The organism is Streptomyces sp. NPDC085946 (genome assembly GCF_044540485.1).
Classification (GTDB): Bacteria; Actinomycetota; Actinomycetes; order Streptomycetales; family Streptomycetaceae; genus Streptomyces.
Map to the genome: position 1 here is coordinate 163,899 of NZ_JBITSF010000003.1, position 17,339 is coordinate 181,237.

Sequence of the window (17,339 nt, forward strand, 5' to 3'; positions counted from 1 at the left end):
TCGGGCTCGGCCGGTTCAGCGTGCGCGGTTCAGGGTCTGCAGGGCCGCCTTGAGCAGCTGTCCCACCTGGGGCGTGCCCCCGGCGGCCTCGGCCTGGGGCGCCACGGCGGTGACGGCCTCGTCGGCCTCCCGGGTCGCGTACCCGAGGCCGATCAGGGCCGCGTGCAGCTGGTCGCGCCAGCCGCTGCCGGCCGGCGCGCCGACGACGGGGGCGCCCACCGGCTCGCCCAGCCGGTCCTTCAGTTCCAGCAGGAGCTTCTGCGCGCCCTTCTTGCCGATGCCGGGGACGGCGGTGAGCGCTTTTTCGTCACCCGTGGCGACGGCGCGCCGCAGGGCGTCCGGCGCGTGCACGGCCAGCATCGCCTGGGCGAGCCGCGGTCCGACGCCGCTGGCGGTCTGGAGCAGTTCGAACACCTGGCGTTCGTCGTCGTCCGCGAAGCCGTACAGGGTCAGTGAGTCCTCGCGCACGACGAGCGAGGTGTGCAGCTTGGCCGGCTGGCCGACGCGGAGCGTGGACAGCGTGTTCGGCGTGCACTGGACGGCCATGCCGACCCCGCCGACCTCGACGACCGCGGCGTCCGGTGCGAGGGCGGCGACCGTGCCGCTGACGAAGGCGATCATGCCGTACGGCCTTTCGTTGCGTGCAGGGCGACGGCCTGCTGGAGTCGGTTCTGTGCGGGGGCCCGCCAGATGTGGCAGACGGCGAGCGCGAGCGCGTCGGCGGCGTCGGCGGGCTTGGGGGGCGCGCTCAGCCGCAGCAGGCGGGTGACCATGGCGCCCACCTGGGCCTTGTCGGCGCGGCCGGAGCCGGTGACGGCCGCCTTGACCTCGCTGGGGGTGTGCAGGGCGACGGGGATGCCGCGGCGGGCGGCGCACAGCATCGCGACGGCGCTGGCCTGGGCGGTGCCCATCACGGTGCGGACGTTGTACTGGCTGAAGACGCGCTCCACGGCGACGACGTCGGGCCGGTGCTCGTCGAGCCACTGTTCGATGCCCTGTTCGACGGCGACGAGACGGTCGCCGAGGGCGGCGTCGGCGGGGGTGCGCACGACCCCGACGCCCAGCATGGTGAGCGGGCGTCCCGCGACTCCCTCGACCACGCCGACACCGCACCGGGTCAGTCCCGGGTCCACACCCAGTACGCGCACGCGCCCCTCCGTCTCGCTCACCTGTTTGTGCAGGCTATCGGGTGCCACCGACAACGCGACGGGCCGACGGGGTGTGTCCCGTCGGCCCGTTCGATTCCGGACGCCGGCTCAGGCGTCGACCTTCTCCATGATCTCGTCGCTGACGTCGAAGTTGGCGAAGACGTTCTGCACGTCGTCGCTGTCCTCCAGCGCGTCGATCAGCTTGAAGATCTTCTTGGCGCCCTCCTCGTCCAGCTCGACCTGCATGGTCGGGACGAAGTTGGCGTCGGCGGACTCGTAGTCGATGCCCGCGTCCTGCAGGGCGGTGCGGACCGCGACCAGGTCGGTCGGCTCGCTGATGACCTCGAAGGTCTCGCCGAGGTCGTTGACCTCCTCGGCGCCCGCGTCCAGGACGGCGCCGAGCACGTCGTCCTCGGTCAGCTCGCCCTTGGGGACGATGACGACGCCCTTGCGGTTGAACAGGTACGACACCGAGCCGGGGTCGGCCATGGAGCCGCCGTTGCGGGTCATGGCGACGCGGACCTCGGAGGCGGCGCGGTTGCGGTTGTCGGTGAGGCACTCGATGAGCACCGCGACGCCGTTCGGGCCGTAGCCCTCGTACATGATCGTCTCGTAGTCGGCGCCGCCGGCCTCCAGGCCCGCGCCGCGCTTGACCGCCGAGTCGATGTTCTTGTTGGGGACCGACGACTTCTTGGCCTTCTGGATGGCGTCGTACAGCGTCGGGTTGCCCTCGGGGTCCGCACCGCCCATCCGGGCCGCGACCTCGATGTTCTTGATCAGCTTCGCGAAGAGCTTGCCGCGCTTGGCATCGATGACGGCCTTCTTGTGCTTCGTCGTGGCCCATTTAGAGTGGCCGGACATCTGCCTGTCTCCTTCGCGTTACCCAACTCTCTACGAACGCCTGAGATCCTACAAGGACTCCGCCGCCCGGGCGGCGCGCACCATGTCGACGAACAGGGCGTGCACCCGGTGGTCGCCGGTCAGCTCCGGGTGGAAGGACGTGGCCAGCGCGTTGCCCTGGCGCACGGCGACGATGTGGCCGTCGTGCTCGGCGAGCACCTCGGCCCCGGCGCCGACGGACTCCACCCAGGGGGCGCGGATGAAGACGCCCTCCACGGGATCGCCCGGGACGCCCTTGACGTCGAGCGCGGCCTCGAAGGACTCGTTCTGGCGGCCGAAGGCGTTGCGTCGCACGATCATGTCGATGCCGCCGACCGTCTCCTGGCCCGAGCGCGGGTCGAGGATCTTGTCGGCGAGCAGGATCATGCCGGCGCAGGTGCCGTAGACGGGCATGCCGGCGCGCACGCGCGCGCGGAGCGGCTCCATCAGGCCGAACAGGACGGCGAGCTTGGAGATGGTGGTGGACTCGCCGCCGGGCAGGACCAGGCCGTCCACCTCGGCGAGCTCCTCGGGGCGCCGCACCGGCCTGGCCACGGCGTCGGCCGCGGCCAGGGCGATGAGGTGCTCCCGTACGTCGCCCTGGAGGGCCAGGACGCCTATGACGGGGGTGTTCATGTGATCCGGTGCCTTACCAGCCGCGGTTGGCGTAGCGCTCGGTCTCGGGGAGGGTGTCGCAGTTGATGCCGACCATGGCCTCGCCGAGGTTGCGGGACGCGTCCGCGATGATCTTGGGGTCGTCGTAGAAGGTGGTCGCCTTCACGATGGCGGCGGCGCGCTTGGCCGGGTCGCCGGACTTGAAGATGCCGGAGCCGACGAAGACGCCCTCGGCGCCGAGCTGGCGCATCAGGGCCGCGTCGGCCGGGGTGGCGACGCCGCCGGCGGAGAACAGCACGACCGGCAGCTTGCCGAGCTCGGCGACCTCCTTGACGAGCTCGTACGGGGCGCGCAGCTCCTTGGCGGCGGCGTACAGCTCGTGGTTGTCGTAGCCGCGCAGGCGGGCGATCTCGTTCTTGATCTGGCGCAGGTGGCGGACGGCCTCGACGACGTTGCCGGTGCCGGCCTCACCCTTGGAGCGGATCATCGCGGCGCCCTCGGCGATGCGGCGCAGGGCCTCGCCCAGGTTGGTGGCGCCGCAGACGAACGGCGTGGTGAAGGCCCACTTGTCGGAGTGGTTGACCTCGTCGGCCGGGGTGAGGACCTCGGACTCGTCGATGTAGTCGACGCCGAGGGACTGCAGCACCTGGGCCTCGACGAAGTGGCCGATGCGGGACTTGGCCATGACCGGGATCGAGACGGCGTCGATGATGCCCTCGATCATGTCCGGGTCGGACATGCGGGCCACGCCGCCGTCCTTGCGGATGTCGGCGGGGACCCGCTCGAGGGCCATGACGGCGACGGCGCCCGCGTCCTCGGCGATCTTCGCCTGCTCCGGGGTGACGACGTCCATGATCACGCCGCCCTTGAGCTGCTCGGCCATGCCGCGCTTCACGCGTGCGGTGCCGGTCTCGGGAGCCTGGTTCTCGGTGATGGACACGGGGTGACCTCGCTGAAGTGGAAAAGAGGGTTTCCTGCAGCACCGAGGAAACGCGAGTGGACCAGGCCACAGCAAGGGCCAATGGCGACCCGGTGGATCCTTTTTCCGTCCCGGGCCGGAAAACGCCTGCTAGGCGGCCCGGTCCAGCAGGGCCGCCGGGGGCTCGTCGTCCATCTCGAAGGCCATCGGGAACGGCGCGTGGCCCGCCAGCCGGAACCAGCGCACCTTGCGGTGCCGGCGCAGCGCGCGGGCGGCCCGTACGGCGTCGTTGTGGAAGCGGCGGGCCATCGGCACCCGGCGGATCGCCTCGGCGAGCTCCCGGGCGGCCTCCTCGCCGCCGGGCGCCGCCCGTACGGCCTCGACCTGCGCCGCCTCGCCGAACACGGCCCGCAGGGCCTGGCTGAGCTCGCTCTCGGCGACCTCGCGCTGTTCCTCCTCGGCCTGCCGGGCGGCGTGCGCGGCCTCGTAGAGCACGATGGAGGCGGCCGGGTCGAGCACCCCCGAGGTGGCCAGTTCCTGCGCCACCGAGGCCCGGCGCAGCAACTGGGCGTCCAGGGCGGCCCGCGCGGCGTCGATGCGGGCGTGCAGCCGGTCCAGCCGCCCCGCCGTCCAGCTCAGGTACAGGCCGATCACGACGAGCGCGACGAGGATCCAGATGAGGGTTGCGGTCACGGGCGGCAAGACTAGTGGGACCGCGTCCCGCCCCCGTGCCCGGTGGTCAGTCCCGGGCCAGCCCGAAGCGCGCCCACAGCCCCGTCGTCCGGTCGTCCGCGGCCACCGCCGCCGCCCCGGCCGTCACCGTCTCGTAGACGGAGAGGATGTCGGCGCCGACGGTCGACCAGTCGAAGCGCCGCACGTGGGCGCTGCCCCGCTCCCGCAGCTCCGCCCGCCGCGCCGGGTCCGCCAGCAGCCGCAGCGCCGCCTCGGCGAGCGCGTCGGCGTCCTCGTTGGGGAACAGCTCGCCCGCGGCCCCCTGGTCGAGGACCTGGGCGAAGGCGTCCAGGTCGGAGGCGAGGACGGGGGCACCGGCGGACATGGCCTCGACCAGGATGATGCCGAAGCTCTCGCCGCCGGTGTTGGGCGCGACGTACAGGTCGACGCTGCGCAGGAAGCGGGCCTTGTCCTCGTCGCTGACCATGCCGAGGAACTCCACGCGGGAGCGCAGGTCCTTCGGCAGGCTCTCCACGGCCTCCTCCTCGTCGCCCCGTCCGGCCACCAGCAGCCGGGTCCGCGGGCGCGCGGCGAGGATCGCGGGCAGGGCCCTCATCAGCACCGGCAGGCCCTTGCGGGGCTCGTCGATGCGGCCGACGAAGCCGATGGTGTCGCCCTGCCACTCGGGCTTCGGCTCGGCCTTGGCGAAGAAGTCGACGTCGACGCCGTTGGGGATCACGACCGCGTCCCCGCCGAGGTGCTCGACGAGGGTGCGGCGGGCGTACTCGCTCACCGCGATCCGGGCGCTGATCTTCTCCAGGGCGGCCTGCAGGATCGAGTACGCGGCGATCATGGCGCGCGAGCGCGGGTTGGACGTGTGGAAGGTGGCCACGATCGGGCCCTGGGCGGCCCAGCAGGCCAGCAGGCCGAGCGAGGGCGAGGCCGGTTCGTGGATGTGGATCACGTCGAACGCGCCGTCGTGCAGCCAGCGGCGGACCCGGGCGGCGCTCAGGAAGCCGAAGTTCAGCCGCGCCACCGAGCCGTTGTAGGGCACCGGCACGGCGCGTCCGGCCGAGACGACGTACGGCGGCAGCGGGGTGTCGTCGTCGGCCGGGGCCAGGACGGACACCTCGTGCCCGAGCCGGATGAAGTACTCGGCGAGGTCACGGATGTGGAACTGGACGCCGCCCGGTACGTCCCAGGAGTACGGGCAGACGATGCCGATCCTCACGCGCTCCCCTTCCCGGCCGGCTTCGCGGGGTCCAGGTCCTTGAGCCACAGGCGCTGCAGCATGTGCCAGTCCTCCGGGTGGTCGGCGATGCCCGTGGCGAAGGCGTCGGCCACCGCCTGGGTCATCGCGGCCGTCCTCTCGGCCCGCGTACCCGTGGCGGGGACCTCGACCGGCGGGTGGATGCGGCCCCGCATGACGGGCGTGTCGTCGTACCAGAGCGTGACGGGGAGCAGCGCGGCGCCGGTCTGCTGGGCGAGCAGGGCCGGTCCGGCGGGCATCCGGGCCGTCTCGCCGAAGAAGTCGACCTCGACGCCGGAGGCGGACAGGTCGCGGTCGGCGACCAGGCAGACCAGGCCGCCGGCGCGCAGCCGCCGGGCCAGGATGCCGAAGGCGGCGCCGCCGCTGTGCGGCAGGACCTCCATGCCGAGGCCCTCGCGGTAGGCGACGAAGCGGTCGTACAGCGTCTCGGGCTTGAGGCGCTCGGCGACCGTCGTGAACGGGATGTTCAGGCGCGTGGTGACCCAGGCGCCGGCGAGGTCCCAGTTGGCCAGGTGCGGCAGCGCGACGACGACGCCCCTGCCGGCGGCGAGGCTCTCGGTCAGGTGGTGCAGGTCCTTCACCTCCAGGCCGGTCCGGATGCGCTCGGCGCTCCAGGCGGGCAGGCGGAAGGACTCCATCCAGTAGCGCAGGTACGAGCGCATGCCCGCGCGCGAGAGTTCGGCGAGCCGCTCGGGGCTCGCGTCGGGCAGCACGCGCGCGTAGTTGCTCTCCAGCCGCCGGACGCCCGCGCCGCGCCGCTTCCAGGCGAGGTCGGCGATGGTCCGGCCGAGCCGTACGGCGACGGGCTCGGGGAGGTTCTTGACGGTGCCCCAGCCGAGGCCGTACAGCGCGTCGGTCAGGCGCTCCTGGACGTTCACTTCGCCGCCTCCCTCCCCTGGGGGGCCTCCGGCCGCGGGGCCTGCGGCTGGCCGGCGGCCTCGGCCTCGGCGGACTCGCGGCGCACGGTGACGACCCGCTGGATCAGCGTGACGAGGCTGCCGACGGCGACGATCCACAGGGCGATCGGCAGCAGGTACCGGACGCCGGGCACGCCGAACGCGTGCAGGCCCGCGAGGCCGGCCGCGACCAGCGAGACCACGAGCCGCTCGGCCCGCTCCACGAGCCCGTTGACGGCGACCGGGAGGCCGATCGACTCGCCGCGTGCCTTGGTGTACGACACCACCTGGCCGCTGGCCAGGCAGAAGATCGACACCGCGCACAGCACGTTGTCGTTCCCGCCGCCCGCGTACCAGAGGGCGAACCCGCCGAAGACGGCGCCGTCGGCGACGCGGTCGAGCGTGGAGTCCAGGAAGGCGCCCCAGCGGCTGGAGCGGCCCAGCTGGCGGGCCATGTTGCCGTCGACGAGGTCGGAGAACACGAAGAGCGTGATCACGACCGTGCCCCAGAAGAACTCGCCCCGGGGGTAGAAGACCAGCGCGCCCGCGACCACCCCGGCGGTGCCGATGAGCGTGACCGCGTCGGGGCTGACGCCCCGCCGGATGAGAAACGCGGCGAACGGTGTGAGGACACGCGTGAAGAATGCACGCGCGTACTTGTTCAGCATGGCCTTCCCGAGGGTCGGTGTCGCCGCGCGGCCCCTGCTGGCCACCGGCGGGCCCATCGTAGCCACGCACGTGCGCGGGCGGCGTACGGGCGCCCGCACCGCCCGCGGATCGGCCGCCGCCGGCCGGCGCGGGGCCGGACCGGGCCGCCGCCGGGGCCGGGACGGCGGGTGCGGGGGGGCGAGCGGCCGGATCCGCTCGCCCCCACCTCCACCGCTCCCCCCTCCCTGCCGCTCCCCCGCGCGCCGAAGCCCCGCCCGCACCCCTACCGCCATGCTCACGTCACCCCACCAAGCCCCCTGCCAGGCCCGACGGCGTCGTGGCGTCCGTCGTATGGACGCACCGTGACGAGAGTGGAAAGCTCGAAAGAACCGCGGGCGTCGCCGGAGCCGCCCAGCACGCGGCCTCCGCGTGTCCGCGCCCACAGCGACCTCACCGTGCACGGGAGGCAGGACCATGGGCGACAAAGCACAGACCCACCCCGGAGCCGCCGGCAGGGCACAGGCGGCCGGCCACCCCCAGTCCGTACGGAATGTGGTGCTGGTCGGCCACTCCGGATCGGGCAAGACGACGCTGGTGGAGGCTCTCGCCCTCACGGCGGGAGCGATCAACCGGGCGGGCCGCGTGGAGGACGGCGGCACCGTCTCCGACCACGACGACATCGAGCACCGCCAGCAGCGCTCCGTGCAGCTGTCCCTGGTGCCCGTCGAGTGGGACGGCATCAAGATCAACCTTCTGGACACCCCCGGCTACGCCGACTTCGTCGGGGAGCTCAGGGCCGGTCTGCGCGCGGCGGACGCGGCCCTCTTCGTCGTCTCGGCCTCCGACGGCGTGGACGGCTCGACCCGCATGGTGTGGGACGAGTGCGCGGCCGTCGGCATGCCCCGGGCGATCGTCGTCACGCACCTGGAGGCCGCCCGCGCGGACTTCGAGGAGATGACGCGGATCTGCGCGGAGGCGTTCGGCGCGGACGACCCCGACGCCGTGCTCCCGCTCTACCTGCCCCTGCACGGCCCGCAGGCCCCCGACGGGCACGCGCCGGTGACCGGGCTGATCGGGCTGCTGTCGCAGAAGCTGTTCGACTACTCGACCGGGGAACGCAAGGAGTCCGAGCCCGGCGAGGACGAGCTGCCGCTGATCGAGGAGGCCCGCGCCCGGCTGATCGAGGGGATCATCTCGGAGAGCGAGGACGAGACCCTCATGGACCGCTACCTCGGCGGTGAGCAGGTCGACGTCGGGACACTGGTCGAGGACCTGGAGCGGGCCGTGGCGCGCGGGGTCTTCTTCCCCGTCCTGGCCGCCGCCCCCGCGGCCGAGGGCGCCCGCCAGGGCCTCGGCACGGTCGAGCTGCTGGAACTGGTCACCCGCGGCTTCCCGACGCCGCTGGAGCGCGAGCCGCTGCGGGTGACCGCCCCCGACGGCACGCCCCGCGAGCTGAAGGCGGTCTGCGACCCCGACGCGCCGCTGGTCGCGGAGGTCGTGAAGACCTCCTCCGACCCGTACGTCGGGCGGCTCTCGCTGGTCCGCGTGTTCTCCGGGACCCTGCGCGCCGACCAGACGGTGCACGTCTCCGGGCACGGGCTGGCCGACCGCGGGCACGAGGACCACGACGTCGACGAGCGGATCGGCGCCCTGTCGACACCGTTCGGCAAGCAGCAGCGCCCCGTGTCGCACGTCATCGCGGGCGACCTGGCGTGCGTGGCCAAGCTGAGCCGCGCCGAGACCGGCGACACCCTCTCCGCCAAGGACGACCCGCTGCTCATGGAGCCGTGGGAGATGCCCGACCCGCTGCTGCCGCTGGCCATCCGGGCGCACAGCAAGCCCGACGAGGACAAGCTCTCCCAGGGGCTGGCCCGGCTGGTCGCGGAGGACCCGACGATGCGCCTGGAGCAGAACCAGGACACCCACCAGGTGGTCCTGTGGTGCCTGGGCGAGGCGCACGCGGACGTCGCCCTGGAACGGCTGCGCACCCGCTACGGCGTCCAGGTCGACGTGGTCCCGCACCGGGTCGCGCTGCGGGAGACGTTCGCCGCGCAGGCCGCCGGGCGCGGCCGGCACGTCAAGCAGTCCGGCGGGCACGGGCAGTTCGCGATCTGCGAGATCGAGGTGGAACCGCTGCCGAACGGCTCGGGCATCGAGTTCGTGGACAAGGTGGTCGGCGGCGCGGTGCCGCGGCAGTTCATCCCCTCGGTGGAGAAGGGCGTCCGCGCCCAGGCCGCCAAGGGCGTCGCCGCCGGCCATCCGCTCGTCGACGTGCGGGTGACGCTGCGGGACGGCAAGGCGCACTCGGTGGACTCCTCCGACGCCGCGTTCCAGACGGCCGGCGCGCTCGCGCTGCGGGAGGCCGCGGCCGGCGCGAAGATCCACCTGCTGGAACCGGTGGCCGAGGTCGGCGTGCTCGTCGGCGACGACTACGTGGGCGCCGTGATGAGCGACCTGTCCGGGCGGCGCGGCCGGCTGCTGGGCACCGAGCAGACGCCCGGCGGGCGCACCCTGGTCCGGGCCGAGGTCCCGGAGATCGAGATCGGCCGGTACGCGGTCGACCTGCGGTCGCTGTCGCACGGCACCGCGCGCTTCAGCCGCACCTACGTACGGCACGAGCCGATGCCCGCGCAGGTCGCGGAACGGGTCCGCGCGGCGGCCGAGAGCGCGGCCGCGTAAGCGGACTGACGCACCGTCAAACCGGCGGAGCGACCCGCCTTTCCCGCGTGTCGGCGGACGGCCTCGGCCGTCCGCCGACAAACGCGCGCTCCGGCGGATACGCTGAAGAACTGATCAACAGGTGTGCGGAGTACGGAAGTCGGGAAGGCCGCAAAGCAGGTGCGGCGGCTATGGGGGCGGCAGTGACGGACGGATTCGACTTCAGCCCGGGGGCTCAGGTGCCCCTGTCCGGCTCGGCGGGGCAGACGGCCGCGACCTACGCGCTGGCCGCGGCGGCGTACCGGGACGACGAGGTGACCAAGATCCTGGACGCCGACAACGAGTGGCACCAGTCGAAGGTCAGCCCGCCGCGTCCCTGGGCGAGGATCTTCCGCCCCCGGTTCGGCGAGGCCTTCTCGCGCGCGGTGATCGACCGCATGCTGGGCGCCGGGCGCAAACCGGTGATCCAGTCCTTCGGCATCGAGCCGCAGGTCGTCGTGGAGCACTGCCTGGCGGCCCACCGCATCCGCCGCGAGCGCGACAACTGGCTCACCGCGGTGACGGTGATCTGCGGGCTGCTCTTCCTGCCGGGCTTCCTCGTCTGGCTCATGGTGTTCACGCTGCGCACCACCATGTCCGGGCGCGAGGACAAGCGGGCCGGCGCCCTGGCCACGACCCTGCTGGTCGCGGTGGGCGCGCTCGCGGTGCTCTTCCTGATCCGCATGCCGTTCACGGGCTTCTGGGCCTGGTACGCGCGCGCCGCGGTCGTCATGCCGGTCGTCGGCTGGTTCTGGGCGAAGCAGATCTGCGAACGCACCGCCCACGACCTGCGCGACCGCTGGTCGAGCCTGCTGTCGGGCGGCGGCGTCGGCGCCAAGATCCCCGAGGCGGTGCCGGGCAACCCCGGCGACGCGGCCGAGCAGGTGCGCAAGGAGCTCGCCCGGCTCAGCGCCGAGCAGCGCTCCAACTCGGTCTTCTACGCGGGCCCCAAGGGGATACTGGGCATGGGCACGCGGTGGGGCAGCTGGCAGCTGGCCGAGGAGCTGGTCTCCGCCGAGCCGGGCAAGGACTTCCACCCGTTCCGCAGCTGGGACGTGATCGTCGCGATCCAGGGCGGGCTGGGCATGCTGGAGCGCACGCCCATCAACACCGGCGGCTTCCCCAAGCCGTCGATCACGCACTGGATCGTCACGCCGATCGGCGAGAACGCCAAGGAGGTGTCGCGGCCGAGCGGCACCGACGTCGACGCGTACAAGATCAAGAACCACGCCATACAGGAGATCTGCAACAAGCAGCAGTTCGGCAGCGGGGACCGGCACTACCTCGGCGTGCAGTGGACGCTCTGGGACGGCCACCTGGTGATCACCATGCTGATCACCGTGACGGTGCTGCACGAGACGCTGCGCATCGAGGTCACCGGCCACGCCCTGGGACCGGTCAACGGCCTGTTCAACGAGAAGCCCGCGGCCAAGGAGAAGGAGGTCGCGAAGGCGTTCCGGTTCTGGGAGACCCGCAAGGTGAAGCTGCCGCTGATCGACGCCGACGAGGTCGTCCGGCTGGCCGCGCGCGCCCCGCTGACCTGGTACCCGCCGCTGCTGAACTGGCTCGGCGGCAGCCTGACGCTCCCCGAGCCGTTCGGCCTGCGCCACGCGTGGGCGGACCAGCCCTGGCGGCACCGGTTCATGGCGGACGACGCGCTGCGGGCGGCCGCGCCGGTGCTGCGGGTGGTGCACGCGGCGGCGCTGAAGGTGCTGAAGGAGAACGGCGTGGACGTGGAGAAGTTCGGGTCCCGGTCCTCGGCGCTGAGCGGGGCGGTGCAGGACGTGTCGCCCCGGAAGGCGGACCTGTACGACGCGTAGGCCTCCGGCGGCCGGACCGGGTGCGCGGGACGGCACGGTCTCCGGGGGCCGCGCCCCCGGAGACCCGTCGGACCGGACGTCCCCGCCCTCGCGCTCCGGGCCGGGCCGAGCGCGGCCGGCGTCAGTCCGTCGGCCAGGCCTCCGCCAGCATCTTGCGGGTGTCCGCCAGCAGCTGCGGCAGCACCCTCGTGTGGCCGACCACCGGCATGAAGTTCGTGTCGCCGCCCCAGCGGGGCACGATGTGCTGGTGCAGGTGGGCCGCGATGCCCGCGCCGGCCACCGAGCCCTGGTTCATGCCGATGTTGAAGCCGTGCGCGCCGGAGGCGGTGCGCAGGGCCGTCATCGCCTGCTTGGTCAGCTCGCCGAGCTCGGCGGTCTCCCCCGCCGTGAGGTCGGTGTAGTCGGCGACGTGACGGTAGGGCACGGTCATCAGGTGCCCGCCGTTGTACGGGTAGAGGTTGAGCACCGCGTAGACCTGCTCGCCGCGCCGGACGACCAGTCCGTCCTCGTCGGACTTGGCCGGGATCGAGCAGAAGGGACAGCCGTCGTCGGCACCGGGGCCGGTCGGCTTGTTCTCACCCTGGATGTAGGCCATCCGGTGGGGCGTCCACAGACGCTGGAACGCGTCCTGCGTCCCCACTCCCAGCTGCTGCTCCGGCTCACTCGTCATGCTAGGCAGCATATGGCGTCGCGCCGGGGGGACGGCAAAGGCCCCCGGAATCCCCCGGGGGCCCCGCACCGTGCGGTCAGACCTGCGTCCGCTCCTCGACGACCTTGGCGATCTTCGCGATCGCCTCGTCGAACGGGATGCCGTTCTCCTGCGAGCCGTCGCGGTAGCGGAAGGAGACGGCGTTGTTCGCCATGTCCTCGTCGCCCGCGATGACCATGAACGGCACCTTCTGCTTCTGGGCGTTGCGGATCTTCTTCTGCATGCGGTCGGAGGAGGAGTCGACCTCGACGCGCAGCCCCTTCTTCCTGGCGGCCGCCGCGAAGTCCTCCAGGTACTCCACGTGCGCGTCGCCGATCGGGATGCCGAGCGCCTGGACCGGCGCGAGCCACGCCGGGAAGGCGCCCGCGTAGTGCTCCAGCAGCACCGCGAAGAAGCGCTCGATGGAGCCGAACAGCGCGCGGTGGATCATGACCGGGCGCTGCTTGGAGCCGTCGGCGGCCGTGTACTCCAGGTCGAAGCGCTCCGGCAGGTTGAAGTCGAGCTGGATCGTCGACATCTGCCAGGTGCGGCCGATGGCGTCCTTGGCCTGCACGGAGATCTTCGGGCCGTAGAAGGCGGCGCCGCCCGGGTCGGGGACGAGCGGGAGGCCCTGCTTCTCGGCGACCTGGCGCAGCGTCTCGGTCGCCTCCTCCCAGGCCTCGTCGGAGCCGACGAACTTCTCCGGGTCCTTGGTGGACAGCTCCAGGTAGAAGTCGGTCAAGCCGTAGTCGCGCAGCAGCTCCAGCACGAAGGTGAGCAGCTTGTCGAGCTCCTCGGACATCTGCTCGCGGGTGCAGTAGATGTGCGCGTCGTCCTGGGTGAAGCCGCGGGCCCGGGTCAGGCCGTGCACGACGCCCGACTTCTCGTACCGGTACACGGTCCCGAACTCGAACAGGCGCAGCGGCAGTTCGCGGTAGGAGCGGCCGCGCGCGTCGAAGATCAGGTTGTGCATCGGGCAGTTCATGGGCTTGAGGTAGTAGTCCACGCCCTCGTCGAGCTGCATGGGCGGGTACATGCCGTCGGCGTACCAGTCCAGGTGGCCCGAGGTCTCGAAGAGCTTCCCCTTCGTCGCGTGCGGGGTGTAGACGAACTCGTAGCCCGCCTCCTCGTGCCGCTTGCGCGAGTAGTCCTCCATGACCCGGCGGATGATGCCGCCGCGCGGGTGGAAGACGGCGAGGCCGGAGCCGATCTGCTCCGGGATGGAGAACAGGTCCAGCTCGCTGCCGAGCTTGCGGTGGTCGCGCTTCTCGGCCTCGGCGAGGAAGTCGAGGTGCGCCTTCAGCTCGTCCTTGGAGGGCCAGGCGGTGCCGTAGATGCGCTGGAGCATCGGGTTCTTCTCGCTGCCGCGCCAGTAGGCGGCCGCGTTGCGCATCAGCTTGAACGCCGGGATGAGCCGGGTGGAGGGCAGGTGGGGACCGCGGCACAGGTCCTTCCAGCACAGCTCGCCGGTCTTGGCGTCCAGGTTGTCGTAGATCGTCAGCTCGCCGGCGCCGACCTCGACGTCCGCGCCGTCGTCGCTGGAGGCGGCGCCCTTGAGGCCGATCAGCTCCAGCTTGTACGGCTCGTCGGCCAGCTCCTCGCGGGCGGCCTCGTCGGTGACCACGCGTCGGGCGAACTTCTGCCCGCGCTTCTGGATCTCCTGCATCTTCTTCTCGATGGCCTTGAGATCCTCGGGCGTGAACGGCTTCTCGACGTCGAAGTCGTAGTAGAAGCCGTCCTTGACGGGCGGGCCGATGCCCAGCTTGGCCTCGGGGAACAGCTCCTGCACGGCCTGCGCCATGACGTGCGCGGTGGAGTGGCGCAGGATGTTCAGGCCGTCCTCGGAGGAGATCTCGACGCCCTCGACCTCGTCGCCGTCGGACAGCTCGTGGGCGAGGTCCTTGAGCTCGCCGCCCACGCGCGCGGCGATGACGGAACGCTCGCCGGCGAAGAGCTCGGCGGCCGTAGTGCCCGTCGTCACCACGCGTTCTTCCCGCTCGGAATCGCGTTGGATGATCACACGGACGTCTGACACCGGTCTCTCCTGACTGAAGGTGGGTCGCGGCGCCATACCGGAGCGCGCGCATCGAGTAAGGATCGTACCGACCCCGCACCGCCCTCCGCGAAATCAGTCCCTCGCGGACCCCCTCGCCGGTCGGGGCGCCGGGCGGGCCCGCCGCCCGCCGTCAGTCCTCGTCGTCCGCCGCGCAGGCCTCCTCGACGAAGTCGAGGTGCTCGTGCAGGGACTTCGTCAGCCGGTCCCGCTCGGCCTCGTCGACCTGCACGGGCGCGACGTCACGGGCCCCGGTCAGCCGCCGGAAACCGCCCCGGCTCTCCAGCCGCCCCCGCACCCGCACCGGCAGCCCGGCCAGGTGCGCGTGGCCGGCGATCCGGTAGGCCTCCTCGTCCAGCGTGGCCTTCACGTACGGGACCTCCGCCCCGGCGAGCACCCGCAGCCGCACGGTGCCCTCGCCGCACGGACCCGACCGGCGCAGGCGGACCACCGCGCCGGTGACCCGTACGGGCACGGCGGGCTCCGCGCGCCGGTAGCGGGCGCCGGCCTCGCGCAGCACGGGCAGGTCGCCCGGCGAGAACTCGACGGCCTCGGCGGTGGCCGCGCAGCCCTCCGGCACGCCGGCCGCCGGGGCCCAGTCGACGGCGATCCGGGCGCCCTCGGTGCCCCGGACGAGGCAGACGATCGCCTCGGTGAGCTCGTGGCAGACGCCGGCCCGCACGGCCCCGTCGAAGGCCTCCGTGCCGCCGGTGGCCCGCTGGTAGTCGACGGCCTCGCGGGCGGCGTAGAGGGCCTGGTGGAGGCGGACGGCGAGGGGGCGGCCGGTGGCGACGGGCACGAGGGCGGTGAGCCGGCCGTCCGCCGCGGGGCCCACCAGGACGCCCTGGAGCGCCGCGGCGGCGGACCGCCGGTGCCGGGCGCCGTGGTAGCCGGTCCGTGCCCGGGTGGCGAGCGCGCCGGCGAGCAGCATCCGCCGGGCCGCGCCGCGCAGCCGCTCCTCGGCGGTCCAGGAGGCGGCTCCGCCCGGTCCGGCCGGCACGTCCCGCCACCAGCGGATCTCGTCGCTGGGGACGGCGAGGGAGACCAGGACCTCGCGCGCGGAGGGCGTGCCGCTGCGGGACAGCGCGAGCAGGGCCTCGCCGAGCAGGTCGTCGCTGTCGGGGAAGGCCCGGCTCTCGGGCACCAGCAGGCTCGTGCCGCCGGTGCCGGCGCCGGGCGGGGTCCAGCGGCCGTAGCGTCCGGGGGCGCCGCCGCGCCGCCGCCAGCCGTGCCGGAGCAGCAGCGCGCCGAGCACGGCCGGGTCGACCTCGCCGGGCTCGGGCGGCCGGCCGCCGGGGGCGGTGTCGGCGGGGTGCGGCCGCACGGGGCGCAGATGCTCGTCGGTCGGGCGGTGGGTCACGGTTTTCCTCCCGTCCCGACCCGCGTCATGATCTCGCACAGCGCCCGGTCGTCGAAGATCCGCGAGGTCGGGATGCGCACGGTGGTGCGGCGCCGGCCCGTCACCGGGTGCCCGGCGAGGTTGGTCCAGTAGCAGCAGTGCCTCAGGTCGAGCCGGTCGTGGCTCGCGCGCAGCCAGTCGTCCCGCGAGCGCGGCACCAGCATCACCACGAGGATCTTGTGCACCGTGACCGGGGTGCGGGCGAGTTTGGCCAGGTGGTCGTTGTCGAGCGTGAAGGAGAAGGTGCGGCCCGGGGGGTCCGGCGGGATCTGGTAGGTCGCCTTCAGCTGGACCTTGACGGTGACCTCGTCGTCGACGGTGTGCCCGGGTGCGCTGTGGCTGACGTGCCAGTCGATGCCGTTGTCCGGGAACGGCTGGGACAGCGAGCAGCCCGCGGCCGCCGCGACGGCGTGCAGATAGCCGACCTGCAGGGTCTCCATGCAGGCGGTGGTGGCGAGGGAGCCGCGGGAGGGAGCCGTGCGCTCGGGCAGCAGCCCGCCCCGTTCGGGCTGCGCTATGGCCATGGCCGAACAGCCTTCCAGAACTGGTGGATCCCCGCTGCGGACCGTTGAACTGCGGGGACCCGTACTCCTGTTGTCTCCTTCCGGCGTACGGCGCAAACAGCCCGGGTATCACCGTTTCGGGCAGCGGACGGTGCGTCGACTGCCGACGGTGATCGAGGGGTTGTGTGGGTATGACGACGTGCTGGTACGAAGGGCCGCTGGCCGCCTTCGACACGGAGACCACGGGCGTGGACGTCGAGACCGACCGGATCGTGTCGGCCGCCGTCGTCGTCCAGGACGCCCCGGGCATCCGGCCGCGGGTCAGCCGCTGGCTGGTGAACCCGGGGGTGCCGGTGCCCGCCGGGGCGACGGAGGTGCACGGGCTGACGGAGGAACACCTCCAGCGCAACGGCCGCTGGCCCGCGCCGGTGATGTACGAGATAGCGGAGGCGCTGGCCGAGCAGGCGCACGCCGGCCGGCCGGTGGTGGTGATGAACGCCCCGTTCGACCTGACGCTGCTGGACCGGGAGTTGCGCCGGCACCGCGCCTCGTCGCTGGGCCGCTGGTTCGAGTCGACGCCGCTGCGCGTCCTCGACCCGCGGGTCCTCGACAAGCACCTGGACCGCTACCGCAAGGGCCGCCGCACCCTCACCGACCTGTGCGCGCACTACGGCGTGCCCCTGGAGGGCGCGCACGACGCGGCCGCCGACGCCGTGGCCGCCCTGGAGGTCACCCGGGCGGTGGGCCGCCGTTTCGCCTCCCGGCTGGAGCGCCTCTCCCCCGGCGAGCTGCACACCCTGCAGGCGGTGTGGCACGCGGCACAGGCCCGGGGCCTGCAGGCGTGGTTCGCGCGCACCGGCACGGAGGAGGCCGTCGACCCGGCCTGGCCCCTGCGCCCGGACCTGCCGGCGGCGGCCTGAACACGGGCGGGACACCCGGAGAAGCCGGTCCGGCCACGACGGACCGGCCATGACCCGCGCGGCATGCGGCGGCACCGGACGGCCCTGAGGGGTGCGGGCGGCGAAGCCCCCGCCGCGCGCGGCGCACGACGACGGCGGCCCCGGCCGCCCCCCGGGGGGCGGGCCGGCCCCCCGCCCCAACAGGGGGGTAAAGGGGGTCCCCCCCGGACCAC

Annotated in this window: 16 protein-coding genes; 3 read left to right on the forward strand and 13 right to left on the reverse strand. The window is 73.0% G+C overall.

Annotated elements, in window-relative coordinates; all coding sequences use genetic code 11:
* Positions 1–15: 15 nt before the first annotated feature.
* From ruvA to pgsA, 9 genes are all read right to left on the reverse strand, one after another.
* Complete coding sequence (gene ruvA, locus ACIF8T_RS08620) at positions 16–621, reverse strand: Holliday junction branch migration protein RuvA (RefSeq protein WP_400032603.1); 606 nt, start codon at positions 619–621, stop codon at positions 16–18.
* Positions 618–1,148: a crossover junction endodeoxyribonuclease RuvC gene (ruvC, locus tag ACIF8T_RS08625; RefSeq protein WP_400032605.1), complete on the reverse strand. Its 531-nt coding sequence runs from the start codon at positions 1,146–1,148 to the stop codon at positions 618–620. The genes ruvA and ruvC overlap by 4 nt, the downstream gene beginning before the upstream one ends.
* Before the next feature lie 108 nt (positions 1,149–1,256).
* A complete protein-coding gene (locus tag ACIF8T_RS08630) occupies positions 1,257–2,009 on the reverse strand; it encodes a YebC/PmpR family DNA-binding transcriptional regulator (protein ID WP_362192005.1) in 753 nt (250 codons plus the stop codon).
* Positions 2,010–2,057: 48 nt separating this feature from the next.
* Positions 2,058–2,663: a pyridoxal 5'-phosphate synthase glutaminase subunit PdxT gene (pdxT, locus tag ACIF8T_RS08635; protein ID WP_400032607.1), complete on the reverse strand. Its 606-nt coding sequence runs from the start codon at positions 2,661–2,663 to the stop codon at positions 2,058–2,060.
* Between the two features lie 13 nt (positions 2,664–2,676).
* Positions 2,677–3,582 carry a pyridoxal 5'-phosphate synthase lyase subunit PdxS gene (gene pdxS, locus ACIF8T_RS08640; RefSeq protein ID WP_391694975.1) on the reverse strand — a complete coding sequence of 302 codons (906 nt, stop codon included), beginning with the start codon at positions 3,580–3,582 and terminating at the stop codon, positions 2,677–2,679.
* 129 nt (positions 3,583–3,711) lie between these two features.
* Positions 3,712–4,254 (reverse strand): hypothetical protein, encoded by a 543-nt coding sequence (locus ACIF8T_RS08645; RefSeq protein WP_400032610.1) that lies wholly within the window; start codon positions 4,252–4,254, stop codon positions 3,712–3,714.
* A gap of 46 nt (positions 4,255–4,300) precedes the next feature.
* On the reverse strand, positions 4,301–5,464 hold the full coding sequence (locus tag ACIF8T_RS08650) for a glycosyltransferase family 4 protein (protein ID WP_400032612.1): 1,164 nt from the start codon (positions 5,462–5,464) through the stop codon (positions 4,301–4,303).
* Positions 5,461–6,381 carry a phosphatidylinositol mannoside acyltransferase gene (locus tag ACIF8T_RS08655; protein WP_400032614.1) on the reverse strand — a complete coding sequence of 307 codons (921 nt, stop codon included), beginning with the start codon at positions 6,379–6,381 and terminating at the stop codon, positions 5,461–5,463. The genes ACIF8T_RS08650 and ACIF8T_RS08655 overlap by 4 nt, the downstream gene beginning before the upstream one ends.
* Positions 6,378–7,124: a phosphatidylinositol phosphate synthase gene (gene pgsA, locus ACIF8T_RS08660; protein WP_400033093.1), complete on the reverse strand. Its 747-nt coding sequence runs from the start codon at positions 7,122–7,124 to the stop codon at positions 6,378–6,380. The genes ACIF8T_RS08655 and pgsA overlap by 4 nt, the downstream gene beginning before the upstream one ends.
* A gap of 397 nt (positions 7,125–7,521) precedes the next feature.
* On the opposite strand from pgsA, the gene ACIF8T_RS08665 reads away from it, so the two are divergent.
* A complete protein-coding gene (locus ACIF8T_RS08665) occupies positions 7,522–9,726 on the forward strand; it encodes an elongation factor G-like protein EF-G2 (RefSeq protein WP_400032616.1) in 2,205 nt (734 codons plus the stop codon).
* 170 nt (positions 9,727–9,896) lie between these two features.
* Positions 9,897–11,564 (forward strand): hypothetical protein, encoded by a 1,668-nt coding sequence (locus ACIF8T_RS08670; protein ID WP_400032618.1) that lies wholly within the window; start codon positions 9,897–9,899, stop codon positions 11,562–11,564.
* Positions 11,565–11,685: 121 nt separating this feature from the next.
* Here ACIF8T_RS08670 and ACIF8T_RS08675 read toward each other — a convergent pair whose 3' ends face one another.
* The 4 genes from ACIF8T_RS08675 to ACIF8T_RS08690 all read right to left on the reverse strand — a co-directional run bounded on the left by ACIF8T_RS08675 (position 11,686) and on the right by ACIF8T_RS08690 (position 16,228).
* The gene (locus tag ACIF8T_RS08675; protein WP_400032620.1) at positions 11,686–12,246 is read right to left on the reverse strand and encodes an HIT family protein; all 561 of its coding nucleotides are present in this window, start codon (positions 12,244–12,246) and stop codon (positions 11,686–11,688) included.
* A 64-nt stretch (positions 12,247–12,310) separates the two neighbouring features.
* Positions 12,311–14,287, reverse strand: a complete 1,977-nt coding sequence (gene thrS, locus ACIF8T_RS08680) for a threonine--tRNA ligase (RefSeq protein WP_400032622.1) — start codon at positions 14,285–14,287, stop codon at positions 12,311–12,313.
* Between the two features lie 151 nt (positions 14,288–14,438).
* Positions 14,439–15,665: a hypothetical protein gene (locus ACIF8T_RS08685; protein WP_400032624.1), complete on the reverse strand. Its 1,227-nt coding sequence runs from the start codon at positions 15,663–15,665 to the stop codon at positions 14,439–14,441.
* Positions 15,662–16,228 (reverse strand): DUF4365 domain-containing protein, encoded by a 567-nt coding sequence (locus ACIF8T_RS08690; RefSeq protein WP_400032626.1) that lies wholly within the window; start codon positions 16,226–16,228, stop codon positions 15,662–15,664. Before ACIF8T_RS08690 ends, ACIF8T_RS08685 begins: the two co-directional genes overlap by 4 nt.
* Before the next feature lie 170 nt (positions 16,229–16,398).
* Between ACIF8T_RS08690 and ACIF8T_RS08695 the strand changes: the two genes are divergently transcribed.
* On the forward strand, positions 16,399–17,127 hold the full coding sequence (locus ACIF8T_RS08695) for a 3'-5' exonuclease (protein ID WP_400032628.1): 729 nt from the start codon (positions 16,399–16,401) through the stop codon (positions 17,125–17,127).
* The last annotated feature ends 212 nt before the right edge of the window (positions 17,128–17,339 follow it).

Excerpts from the sequence above, each read along its gene's own strand:
- ruvA (WP_400032603.1), bottom strand. The coding sequence starts at position 621 with ATGATCGCCTTCGTCAGCGGCACGGTCGCCGCCCTCGCACCGGACGCC.
- ACIF8T_RS08630 (WP_362192005.1), bottom strand. The coding sequence starts at position 2,009 with ATGTCCGGCCACTCTAAATGGGCCACGACGAAGCACAAGAAGGCCGTC.
- pdxT (WP_400032607.1), bottom strand. The coding sequence starts at position 2,663 with ATGAACACCCCCGTCATAGGCGTCCTGGCCCTCCAGGGCGACGTACGG.
- pgsA (WP_400033093.1), bottom strand. The coding sequence starts at position 7,124 with ATGGGCCCGCCGGTGGCCAGCAGGGGCCGCGCGGCGACACCGACCCTC.
- ACIF8T_RS08665 (WP_400032616.1), top strand. The coding sequence starts at position 7,522 with ATGGGCGACAAAGCACAGACCCACCCCGGAGCCGCCGGCAGGGCACAG.
- ACIF8T_RS08670 (WP_400032618.1), top strand. The coding sequence starts at position 9,897 with ATGGGGGCGGCAGTGACGGACGGATTCGACTTCAGCCCGGGGGCTCAG.
- ACIF8T_RS08675 (WP_400032620.1), bottom strand. The coding sequence starts at position 12,246 with ATGCTGCCTAGCATGACGAGTGAGCCGGAGCAGCAGCTGGGAGTGGGG.
- ACIF8T_RS08690 (WP_400032626.1), bottom strand. The coding sequence starts at position 16,228 with ATGGCCATAGCGCAGCCCGAACGGGGCGGGCTGCTGCCCGAGCGCACG.
- ACIF8T_RS08695 (WP_400032628.1), top strand. The coding sequence starts at position 16,399 with ATGACGACGTGCTGGTACGAAGGGCCGCTGGCCGCCTTCGACACGGAG.